This is a genomic window from Flavobacterium branchiophilum NBRC 15030 = ATCC 35035 (assembly GCF_002217205.1).
GTDB classification, from domain to species: Bacteria; Bacteroidota; Bacteroidia; order Flavobacteriales; family Flavobacteriaceae; genus Flavobacterium; species Flavobacterium branchiophilum.
In genome coordinates this window covers 21,966-34,184 of the sequence record NZ_MUGT01000014.1, presented here as the reverse complement: position 1 = coordinate 34,184, position 12,219 = coordinate 21,966, and the positions used below count along the sequence as shown (strand labels likewise).

The following is a 12,219-nucleotide window of genomic DNA, read 5'->3' as shown; positions in this document are numbered from 1 at the left end:
CTGTTGAAACGAAATTGTCTGCTTCTAAAATTTATATTTTAAACTCGTCATAATTTGGCGAGGTGCAATAGGATTGACGCTGTAATTTTCGTGAACGGTATAGTTTAATTCGTTGGTAATGTTGGAAAGTTTGCACAAAACACTCCATTTTTTGCAGGTGTAACCTGCTGATATATCGATAGTTGTGTAGCCTTGCAACGGAATATCTCTGTCGTTGATGGTTACGGCTCCAGTGGTTGGATTGACAACATATTGATCGTTCCAACCACCAAGACGGTTGCCAATGTAGTTGGCAATGGCACCCATAGAAATGCCTTTGAACTTGCCCGACGGAATGTTGTAAAAAAAGCTCAAATTGGCTGTATTTGCTGGCGTTCGAGTCAATCTGTCGCCTTCTATAAATCCGCCATTTACAATGTTGGTTTTGCTGAAACGGCTGTCGTTGTAGCTGTATCCTGCGGTGATATTTAAACCTTCTATAGGTTTTGCGGTGATGTCAATTTCGATGCCTTTGCTTGTGGTTTCGCCATTCAAAACCTTGATATTGGTGTCGGTATTTGGAGTAACGCCATCGGCTTTGAACTCGGCTGTTTGTGCCAAATTGCTGTTGGTGATTTGGTAAACGGTAATGTTGGTGCTCAAAATGCCGTTCCAAAAATCTTTTTTTACACCCACTTCATATTGGTCAATTATCGAAGCTTCGATCGGTTTTAAGTCGGCTGTAGTTCCGGTATTTGGGGTAAATGAATTGGAATAACTTGCAAAAATAGCAGCGTTTTTATCAGGTTGGTAAATGAAACCAATTTTGGGCGAAAAGGCTTTGTCTTTTAATTTGATTCTTTTAGAAATGGTTACAGGATTTGCAAGGAAGTTGTGCGTTGCAGCTTGGGCTTCTTGCCACGACCAACGGATTCCAGCCAGCATTTTGAATTTTTGGGTAAACGAAATCAAATCCTGAGCATAGATTCCGAAACGATTGGTTGTTGTGATTACTTTTTGAGTATTGACAGCGTTTGGCTCGGTAATGGTTTGATTGTTTGGGTCAAATGTAAAGACGTTTATCGTATCATAATTGGCAGGCGAAAACACAAAAGTATGTGCGGTAGCTACTGAATTTTCATAATCCATGCCCGAAAAAGTTTGGTGTTTAATTTTACCTGTTTTAAAACAACCTTGCAAGCTAACTTGATTGCCCAAAATTTCTTCTAGGTTTTTGTATTGACCCAAAGGGCGGCTCCAAGTACCGTTTGGATTGGTAATTTGAATACGTTCGGTGCCTTTCCATTCACGGTCATAATTTTGGTAAGACGAATTGAAATTAAGCTTCCAATTTTTGGAAAACGAATGGTTCAATAGGGCAGAGGCACTAGCGGTTTTTGTATTTCCGTTGGACCACAAAGCACCATAATAATTACCTCTAGGCACATCAAAAATTTGTTTGCCAATAAGTATCGTACCAAAATCGGGCGTCCAATCATCATTCATAAAATCACCTTGAAGGGTAAGCTGTGTTTTTGAACTTATATTCAATAAAAAAGATGGGTTGATGTAATAACGCTCTCTCTTTACGACCTCTCTAAAACTTTCAGCATTTTCGTAAGAAGCGTTCAATCGATATGCAATTGATTTGTTCAATGGACCATAAAAATCGATAGATGGTTTGTAAAACGCAAAACTACCTGCTTGCATGGCAATTTCGCCTCCTTTTTTGAAAGATGGAGTTTTGGTTACTAGATTCAAAATGCCACCAGGAGCCACATTGCCATACAATAAAGCCGAACCGCCTTTGAGAAATTCTACTTTATCTAAAGAAGAAACCTCTGGAATAGATCCAGAGTTGTAACGAAATCCGTTTTTAAACATATTATTGGCCGACATATCATAGCCACGAGACCAAAACGATTCTTGAGCACCACCACGAGCCGAACCTACATACACACCATTGGCATTTTTAATAACTTCGCTTAATCGAATGGCTTGTTGTTGTGTAATGATTTCATTATCAATAGTTTGCATACTTTGCGGGATGTCCATAGGTTTCAATCCAGACCGAACGGCACTTACTTTTCGTTTGTTGGGACTCTCTTTAATTACGATTACAATTTCTCTTAGTGTTTCCATTTGTTCCTCCAGAGTAAAAGTAACTTTGGTAGTTTCGTTGGCAATTACTTTAATATCTTGAGTTTGTTTTTTCAAACCTTCTGCTTCAATGGTTATAGTGTGCAAACCAACCGGGAAATTTTTAAAAAAGAATAACCCATTTTCATCTGTTTTGGACACCGATGTTTTTTTGCCTAGCTTAATAGAAATATCCGAAAGCGGGTAGCCGTCCTTTGAAATAATTTTGCCTTCAATAGATCCCGTTTCTTGGGCATAGCTTATAAAACAAGAGATTAATGCGATGATTAGGAAGTTGATTGTCTTTTTCATGATATATATTTACCAAATACGTTTATTTAGAATAATTAAAAATAACGTTACAAATATAAAACCAACATTTTGATTGTGCAAATTTTATATAGATTAAATTTTAATAACATTAATAAATTTAACCAACTATCTGAAAAACAGTTTGTTAATATATTTAAAAACAGTAGTTCAATCTTAAAAAAGGTTTTTTTGTTGGAAACGGTTGATGAATAAAAGCTATGTACAAACAGATTGCATCAAAAAAAATAAATGAACCGAAGTGCAATTGAAATGTATAATTTGATAAAGCAATATAACCATTTGATTGCGATGCAAAAAAATTTAAAATCATTTTAACCTTATTTTATAGAACAGTAACTGCGTCCAAACGGACATAATCATCAGTAAAATAGTGGAACTTAAAACCTGTTTTTGATGTAAATAACATTCATCGACATAGAGACAACAATCAAAATACTAAAAAAAGAAATGGAATCATTTGAGAGAGATGTATTTTTGAAAAACTTTTTTTATAATGATTCAAAAAGACCAATAAAATCACAAAATCAAACTAATGAATACTTAAAATAATTGTGCTTTATGATATTGAAAAACGTCTAATTACACCTATTTGAATAAAAAATAAAAAACGGCATTAATCCACAATGGCAAACCATTCATCCGACATTTTAAAACTTTGGTCTAATAACAAAAATATATGCTATTTGAAAGAGAGTTAAAAAAAGAGTCATTAAAAAAAATTAAATAAATGTAATTCAATATACTATTGCAAGTTAGTGTTTTAAAAATTCAAATTTAGGGTTTTTAATTTAATTTAATTTTTATATTTGCATGCACAAATATTTTACTTTATAATGAAATTCAAATTGCATTTATACCTACTATTATTATTTGCTCCGCTTGCATTTAGTCAAGCTGTAGCAGATAGTACGACTATGTATATTAATGGAATGGTTTATATTCAAAAAGGAAGTGTATTAACGGTAAAAGAACTTCATATTAATTTGCATGATGCTTCTATTGAAGGTGAAGGCATACTAAAGCTAGAAACTCAAACCAAACAAACCATAAAGAGTAACAATGCTACAATTGCCCATTTGGAGGTTGAAAATAAAAACAAGCTTGAAATAGAGGGGCAAATAACTTTTGTAAACGAAATTGTTTATACTAAAGCTATTCAAATAAAATCTTTAGAACGTTGTGGCAATCCTATTCTAAAAAGTGCCATAGCCTACGAAAAAGCAAAGTACACAGAAAAAAAACCACTTTACTTTAAAAATGCTAAATTCAAATCTAGTAAACCCTTTGACATCTCATGTCAAAATGTTTTGGATTGGCAAATACAAAAGTTATTGTTATTTGAACCAAATCATTTTGTAGTCATTACACAAAAGACTACCATTTCATTTAAAAACATTATTTTTAAAAATAATACACTTCTTCCACATTTGATGCCTCCTTTAGTCTAAATGAACTTACTTTAACAAAGGACGCTACATTCATATATTTTTATAACTAAAAAGGAGCTACTATAACTACTATTGAAATATAATAAGTAGGTAGTTTGTTGTGAATATACGAAATTAAATATCATATAATAAAATTAATTAATTCGAGGTGTATTTTATAGACACCTTATAAACAACGATAATTATTTATCAAAAAACCATAATTTATAATCGCTAAATTTTTTTTAAAATGAAAAAACCAAAATTACTATTATCACTATTACTGCTTACAGCAGCAGGCACTTATGCACAAGTAGGAGTTGGAACAACCAATCCGCAAGGCATTTTTAATGTCGATGGAGGCAAAGATAATGCAAGCTCTGGAACTCCTACAACTGCACAACAAGCCAATGATCTTGTTGTTTTATCTACAGGAAATGTAGGTGTTGGAACAACATCTCCATTGAATAAACTAGTTGTAAGAGGCACAAATAATCAGCCATCAGCACAAAATGTGGATGCTACTAATGCTATACTAAGAGTAGATGGCAGTTCAAACCACGCATTGGATTTTGGAGTTTTAGGCAATTCGCCTTATGGAGCCTATATACAGTCTCAAAATAAAACTGGAGCAACTGGATTGCCTTTAGCATTGAATCCTTCGGCAGGAAAAGTTGGTATTGGAACAGTAGATCCTAGTGAAGCATTAACTGTTATAACAAGTGCCAATGCAGCGGATTTTGGTTTATTTTCAAATGTTACGGTTCCGCCTGCATCAGATGTTGTGGCAGCTCAAATTAAATTAGGGCATTCAAAAGATTGGTTTACAGGTATTCGAAGTGTATTGCCTTCAGGATCTGCCAATACAGGACTAATGGATTTGCAATTGACATCAGGTACTGCCTCTAATGACAATACTCAAGTGGCAAGACTAACTGTGAAAGCAGTGTCTGGAAGAGTTGGTATTGGCACTACAACTCCAGCTCAAATGTTGGACGTGAATGGTACCATTAGAGGAAAATATGGAGTATTATTAGAAACACAATATGGTACAGTTATTGAAAATTTTTATGCAGTTAATGGCGGAAATAATGATTATGTTGGATTAATTCCTTCAGGTGCTACAAACAATTTAGGAATTCTTTTCAAAGCATCGACAAGTGGAACTTCTGGATTGGCGGAAGTAATGAGAATTGCACCTAGTGGGAATGTAGGGATTGGATTGCTTCAAACCAATGCTACTACTGCAACACCTAATGCAAAATTGGATGTGCAATCTGCTGTAAAAGAGGTAGCACGATTTACAAGTAGCCAAACTTTAACTAATTTTGGTCATATTGCCATTGGTAATGCTACTGGTTCGTGGGCAAAATTAGCGGCAGGGTCGGGTGCATTTGCTTTAAGAAACTACTCAGATGATTCTACGATTATTTATTCTGATTTGGTAACAGGTAATACAGGTATAGGAACTACTGATCCTAAAACAAAATTAGAAGTGAATGGTGCTGCAACCAATACATCATCAATTGCTGCAACAGGAACTACAATCAATTTTGCATTAAGTAACCTAGCTGGAACTACAGCAAGTGCGGGAGCTTTTACCTTACAAAATTTAAAAGATGGTGGTTCATATACTTTAGCAGTTAAAGGAACTACATCTGGTACATCAACATTTTCAGCAACAAATATTGCGGGCACTACATTGACGGTTCACTTGCCATCTGACAACGGTGCAACAACATCTGGAAAACACACGTTATACAACTTTTTAGTAGTAGGAACAGATGTATATGTATCTTGGGTGTCTGGATTGTAATCATAAAATTAATCATAAACAGATGAAAAATCTCAAATCGATATTTACAGTTTTATTGCTACTCCTTCAAACGGTTGTAGTAATAGGACAAGTAGTAGGAACCCCAATACCCGTTTTTAAAAAGAAAGCGGTTATTAATATTCCTGCTACTCTTACTCTTGGTCAAGACTATTCCTATTTTATTGCATCGGCATTTGATCAAGATTATTTGCCATATACAAGCCCTACCTCTGCGGCTGTAACAACTGCGGTTGCAGCAGATGGTACCAACGAAGCTGTTGCAGTTGATGTTCAAGGAGTTATTACAACTTCTGGATTTACTTATAAAATACCTATTTCAGCTACTGGATCTGGTACATTACCTGCTTATAGTACAAATATTACAATTGATGCTAGTTTAACAGAAGATGGTATAAGTAGAGATTTAAATTTGTCTTGGGCATCACAATCATATACTGCTAGTACTACAAGCATTACTGCAACCATAAAAGCTGTGGGCGGTACACTTAACGTCAAGAAATTGGATATAAATGGAGGTATTGGAGACGATGTATTAGGTGTTTTATTAGGTACATTTAGTTATCCATACAACAGTTTTGGTAGTAACTCCTATTTTAGTATTCGTGCAATTTCAGGTATTCCAGATAAGAAATTTGGTTTGGCCGACAATGGAGGTGCAGGAACCGAAAACAGACACCAATTTTTGTATTTGCCAATAGAAGCTGAAGATGGTAATATTTGGTTGAATAACAATTTGGGAGCCAATTATACCAATGTAAATAGTGCAAGTTTTAATCCAAATGGACAAGCTACTTCTAAAACAGATACAAATGCTTATGGAAATATGTTCCAATGGGGAAGACCAAGCGATGGACATGATTTAATAACTTATACTACTGCTACCGTAGCAGCACAAGTAAATGGGGAAACTTTAACACAAAATGATGCACCAACAGATGCACTTTTTATTAAAAAAGACGACTGGAGGGTGAACTCTTCAACTACACTCTGGGAAAGCGAAACTAGTACTAATAATCCATGCCCTTATGGATTTAGAGTACCTTCGTTAACGGAGTGGTCTAACTATATCACAGCGGCAAACATTAATAACCACACAACCGCTGCCGCTGCTACCTTAAAAATTACCATACCAGGATTTCGGGCTTCATCAACAGGTCAAGTAGATTTTGAAGGACAAGAAACTTTTTATTGGAGTAATACCAACGCAGCAGAAGTATTTAGAGCTATGCGAATGAGAATTTATAATGCGGGTACACAAACTAGTAGCGGACTTAAAGGAGATGGATATCCCATTAGATGTATAAAAGACAACACTCCAGCAGCTACGCTTACTACATTAAATTGTGCTGGAGCTACACACACAGGAACTCTAAAAATGGGATTGGCTCTTAGCAATTTAACTACCTCTGTACCATATTCTGGTGGAAATAGCGGAAAATTCAATCAAGTAACGGTCAATTCAACTGGAGTAACAGGGCTTACTGCAACACTTGTACCTGGACTAATTGGTACCTCAGGAAACTTAGTATTTAGTATCACTGGAACACCAAGTGGCCCTGGAACAGCCAGTTTTCCATTAACCATTGGTGGGCAGTCTTGTACGTTTACACGTACTGTAGATCCAGCGGCTACTTTCAGTTGTGGAAGCACTATTGTTTCTACAAACGACTGGGTACTAACAAATGGCAACTCCTACACAGGAACCATTGCAATTCCATACACTGCGGGTAATACAGGACAAAACTACCCAGCCGAAACTATTACTGCAAATGGAATCACATTTACTAGAAATTCAGGTACTTATGCTACATCAGGCAATATGACTTATAGTTTTACGGGAACATTCACAGGTACAAGCAACTCGGTTTTCGATATCACTGTAGATGCTTTTGCAGGCGGTTGTACCATTCCCATTTTTGATGCCATTAGAGGAGCTTTAGCACAAGCTGGTTGTGCAAGTTGTACCAATTATGATGCTGCTGCTATTAATAATGCGGTAGCCATAACCAAAACTGAATATGATAAAATTGCTTTGATTTTAGGAGCTGGAAAAAGTGGATTATCAGATGCTACTATAGCTACAAACTCAGCAAATCCACAAAGTTTTGCGGGCGGTACTACATTGTCAACAAATAGTAATAGTAATACTAAAATACCTGCTAGTAACTACATCATGGCATTTCAGGTGAGAACATGGGGTACTTCAGTAACCTCTATGGCGGGAATGCAATTAAAAACAAGTACAACACATATTTCTGGATATACTAATTATGGAGGGACAACCCCTTCTACAGGTTCTGCAAATGCAAGTACCAATTATTATTTTGTATTCAAAAGACCAACTGCTACAACTGCAGCTGGATCAGACTCCTTTTTTGCAATATATATAGCACAATTAGGACAAGTACAAACTTATCCTATTGGAACAGGTACAAGTTATTCTTCAAATTCTAATGCTAATTCATTTGCCTCTGCATATCCAACTCCGTTTACGCTTTATGCTCAAACACTAAGTACTGCAACAAAGCAATGGTAGTGCTATATTAATATCATTTTTTTTATAATAAGGCTCTATTAATTTTTTTTAATGGAGCCTTATTTTATATAGGCTATTTGTGCTCAAAAACAGAAAGTTTTATGTAAATTTGGCGTCTATTCTAAAACAAAATTAAAGATGAGAATTTTTATCTGTTTTTTATTATTGTGTACGGCTCATCTAAAAGCTCAAAGTATCAAAGGTCGTTTTTCAAAAGTACTATCTAATGACATAAGCCTTTGGGGATTTGACGGATTAAAAGAATATGAACTAGCTAAAACCAATACCGATTTGGATGGAAATTTTATTTTGAAATATCCGAAAGACTATATTGGTTCGAGCATTTTAAAATCAAAAGGAGCTTCCAATATCATCGTTTTATTAGCTGGTGAAGATATTGAAATAAACTGGGATGACCTTACCGATTTTAAAACACTTGAATTTAAAAATTCAACAGAAAATGAATTTTTTGAAAAAGCGATTGCTCTAAATCAAGATATTCAAAAAAAAATACCCGCACTTTCCTATTTATTACCGTTATATAAAGATACGGAAGCACAAAAAAAATGGTTAAAGGACGAACTTGCATTTCAGAATACAAAAATAACCGATTTTTATAAGAAAATAAACCCACAACTTTATGTAAGTAGTTATATAAAATTTAGAAAATGTATTGCAGCTATTGAAAATATTAAAACGGAAACCGAATATATTAACTCTGAATTGGCTGCGTGCTATAAACAGACCCATTTTAACGACAATAAAATATGGCATTCTGGACTAATTAAAGAATGGCTTGTTAATTATTATCAAATGTTAGAAAAAGTATTTCCTAGCACATCACTTAGTGTTCAATTAATAATAGCTAACCAAGTTTGGTTGGATGACTTAAAAACAGACCCACTACGCAAACAAGAAATAGCTACATTTTGTTTTAATTGGTTAGAAAAAAAAGGATACATAGCACCTGCTTCGCAAATAGCATTAGCTATGTTAAATGAAACAAATTGTAATTTAGACGTCAAAACCCAAAGTATCTTTGAACAATATCAAAAATTAGCTATTGGAAATACTGCTCCAAACATCATTTTATCTGAAAATAAAAATTTATTAAACCTATCAAACACCTACAAATTTGTAATATTTGGGGCGAGTTGGTGCCCTAATTGTCAATCAAATTATCCTTCATTGATAGGTATTTATGGCAGATTGCAAAAACAAATAGATATTGAATTTATATATATATCGATTGATACTGATGTCAAAGCTTTTGAAGCCTATTATAAAGGAGCTCCTTTTATTACCTTTTGTGACGGAAAAGGTTGGGATAGCCAAGCCGCAAAAGACTATTACTTAAACGCCACACCAACCTATATTTTGATGGATAAAAACCTTAAAATTATATCAAAAATAGCAAATCCGTACGAATTGGAAACTTATTTTCAAAAATAGCATTTGGCTTTTTTATAATCAATGGGGCTTTTTATCAAGAAACAACAACGTTATTTAATGTTTGAAATCAAAATTGATGTAAAAAGGACTAAAATGATGACTTATCTCCTCAATCTTATTTAATGGTTTTTTAAATCAAAAATAAATAAAAATCTTACCGTTATTTTCATGAACAATGTGAAATAATACCAAATACATGTTTATAAAATAGAGGTTTCATTCGTTTGGCAGATTCAAGAATTATAATATTTGATGTTTTTGTAAAGGTTTTTAAAAAGCAGCATTACAATAACGATAAAACTTACAAATCCCTTTTTTAATTTTTTTAGCAAAGTGAAATAAAAATACAACAACCAATCATTTAAAATAGTAGCTTTGTGTTTTTTAAAATGACAGCATGAAAAAAGCATTGATAACGGGCATTAATGGACAGGACGGATCTTATTTGGCCGAATTTTTATTGGAAAAAGGGTATGAAGTTCATGGAATTATCCGTCGAAGCTCTACCTTTAACACGGAGCGAATAGAACATTTATATATTGATAATCTTATCAAAGATTTGCATGCACAACAAAAAATAAAACTTCATTATGGAGACATGACCGATGCTACGAATTTGATTCGACTAATACAAGCTTTAAAACCGGATGAAATATACAATTTAGCAGCACAATCGCATGTGAAAGTTTCGTTTGAATTGCCAGAATATACGGCACAAACAGACGCTATTGGTACACTTCGATTATTAGAGGCAATCAGAATTTGTGGATTAGAATCTACTACCAAAATATATCAGGCATCAACATCAGAATTATATGGTAAAGTGCAAGAAATACCTCAAACAGAAACAACTCCATTTTACCCTCGTTCTCCTTACGGAGTAGCGAAAATGTATGCGTATTGGATTACAAAAAATTATAGAGAATCCTATCAAATTTTTGCAGTAAATGGTATTTTATTCAACCATGAATCCGAAAGAAGAGGGGAAACATTTGTTACACGAAAAATTACACTAGCTGCAGCCAGAATTGCTGCTGGATTGCAAGAAAAATTGTATCTTGGTAATATAAATTCTTTAAGAGATTGGGGCTATGCCAAAGATTATGTAGAGTGTATGTGGCTTATGCTCCAGCAAGATTGTCCAGAAGACTACGTAATTGCTACTGGAGAACAACATAGTGTAAAAGAATTTTGCGAATTAGCATTCAACGAAATTGGCATCACCTTAACATGGCAAGGCGAAGGAGCAAACGAAAAAGGAATTGATTCCAAAACACAAAAAACACTAATTGAGGTTGATCCAAAATATTACAGACCAGCAGAAGTAGCAACCCTTTTGGGCAATCCAAATAAAGCCAAAACACAATTGGGCTGGAATCCACGCAAAACATCTTTTGAAAAATTAGTTCAAATTATGATGCAACACGACCTAGAATATGTAACCCAATATAAAAACAATGTTTACTAAAACTGCCAAAATATTTGTTGCAGGATCAAACGGAATGGTAGGATCTGCAATTGTTAGAAACCTAAAAGCAAAAGGATTTGTTAATATTATTGAGAAAAATTCCAAAGTATTAGATTTAAGAAATCAACAACAAGTATTAGATTTTTTTGAATCTGAAAAGCCAGAGTATGTATTTTTGGCGGCAGCAAAAGTGGGTGGTATTCTAGCAAATAATACTTATCCAGCTGCCTTTTTATATGATAATTTGATGATTCAAAATAATGTCATACATGCTGCTTATTTAAATCAAGTAAAAAAATTACTCTTTTTGGGCAGTTCATGTATTTATCCAAAACTAGCTCCTCAACCCATCAAAGAAACATATTTGCTTACAGGAAGCCTCGAACCCACAAACGAAGCGTATGCGATTGCAAAAATTGCAGGAATTGAAATGTGTAAGTTTTATAGAAAACAATATGGTTGCCATTTTATATCGGCAATGCCTACTAATTTATATGGTATAAATGATAATTTCGACCTTCAAAATTCGCATGTTTTGCCTGCTTTGTTGCGAAAATTTATCGAAGCCAAACAAAATCATGTTCCTGAAGTTAGCTTGTGGGGAACAGGAAAACCTATGAGAGAATTTCTTTTTGTATCTGATTTGGCCGAGGCTTGTTGCTTTTTGATGGAGCACTATGAAAGCGAAGATACTATAAATGTTGGAACCGGAACAGATGTAACCATTTTTGAACTAGCACAAATAATAAGTACAATTGTAGGCTATACGGGCAACATTATTTTTGATACAACCAAGCCCGATGGAACCCCAAGAAAGCTTTTAGATGTTTCTAAAATCAATCAATTAGGTTGGAAAGCCCAAACTTCGTTAGAGGAAGGAATTAATATTACTTATAATTGGATATTGCAAAACAAACCTTTTTAATACCAAATATACATATAAAATAGTCCAAAGATGCGTAGTTATTTTTTAGAAAAAAATTAAAATAAATCGTTGCATAGCTGGGCTACGAAACTATATTTTTTGACTCATTTTAGCAAAAATGAC

General features: G+C 34.1%; 7 protein-coding genes. 6 read left to right on the top strand and 1 reads right to left on the bottom strand.

The window, feature by feature from the left end:
- Nucleotides 1-24: 24 nt before the first annotated feature.
- Entirely contained in the window at nt 25-2,430 is a 2,406-nt protein-coding gene (locus tag B0A58_RS01965) for a TonB-dependent receptor (RefSeq protein ID WP_089079660.1), read from the bottom strand.
- Nucleotides 2,431-3,284: 854 nt separating this feature from the next.
- Here B0A58_RS01965 and B0A58_RS01960 point away from each other — a divergent pair.
- From B0A58_RS01960 to fcl, 6 genes are all read left to right on the top strand, one after another.
- Nucleotides 3,285-3,899 carry a hypothetical protein gene (locus tag B0A58_RS01960; RefSeq protein WP_089079659.1) on the top strand — a complete coding sequence of 205 codons (615 nt, stop codon included), beginning with the start codon at nt 3,285-3,287 and terminating at the stop codon, nt 3,897-3,899.
- Nucleotides 3,900-4,128: 229 nt separating this feature from the next.
- Nucleotides 4,129-5,694: a hypothetical protein gene (locus B0A58_RS01955; protein ID WP_089079658.1), complete on the top strand. Its 1,566-nt coding sequence runs from the start codon at nt 4,129-4,131 to the stop codon at nt 5,692-5,694.
- Between the two features lie 22 nt (nt 5,695-5,716).
- Nucleotides 5,717-8,251, top strand: a complete 2,535-nt coding sequence (locus B0A58_RS01950) for a fibrobacter succinogenes major paralogous domain-containing protein (RefSeq protein ID WP_165766277.1) — start codon at nt 5,717-5,719, stop codon at nt 8,249-8,251.
- A gap of 138 nt (nt 8,252-8,389) precedes the next feature.
- Nucleotides 8,390-9,703 (top strand): TlpA family protein disulfide reductase, encoded by a 1,314-nt coding sequence (locus B0A58_RS01945; RefSeq protein ID WP_089079656.1) that lies wholly within the window; start codon nt 8,390-8,392, stop codon nt 9,701-9,703.
- Nucleotides 9,704-10,100: 397 nt separating this feature from the next.
- The gene (gmd, locus tag B0A58_RS01940; protein WP_014085427.1) at nt 10,101-11,171 is read left to right on the top strand and encodes a GDP-mannose 4,6-dehydratase; all 1,071 of its coding nucleotides are present in this window, start codon (nt 10,101-10,103) and stop codon (nt 11,169-11,171) included.
- Entirely contained in the window at nt 11,161-12,096 is a 936-nt protein-coding gene (fcl, locus tag B0A58_RS01935) for a GDP-L-fucose synthase (RefSeq protein ID WP_089079655.1), read from the top strand. The genes gmd and fcl overlap by 11 nt, the downstream gene beginning before the upstream one ends.
- The last annotated feature ends 123 nt before the right edge of the window (nt 12,097-12,219 follow it).

Coding starts and splice junctions, on each gene's coding strand:
- B0A58_RS01965 (WP_089079660.1), bottom strand. CDS start 2,430: ATGAAAAAGACAATCAACTTCCTAATCATCGCATTAATCTCTTGTTTT.
- B0A58_RS01960 (WP_089079659.1), top strand. CDS start 3,285: ATGAAATTCAAATTGCATTTATACCTACTATTATTATTTGCTCCGCTT.
- B0A58_RS01955 (WP_089079658.1), top strand. CDS start 4,129: ATGAAAAAACCAAAATTACTATTATCACTATTACTGCTTACAGCAGCA.
- B0A58_RS01950 (WP_165766277.1), top strand. CDS start 5,717: ATGAAAAATCTCAAATCGATATTTACAGTTTTATTGCTACTCCTTCAA.
- B0A58_RS01945 (WP_089079656.1), top strand. CDS start 8,390: ATGAGAATTTTTATCTGTTTTTTATTATTGTGTACGGCTCATCTAAAA.
- gmd (WP_014085427.1), top strand. CDS start 10,101: ATGAAAAAAGCATTGATAACGGGCATTAATGGACAGGACGGATCTTAT.
- fcl (WP_089079655.1), top strand. CDS start 11,161: ATGTTTACTAAAACTGCCAAAATATTTGTTGCAGGATCAAACGGAATG.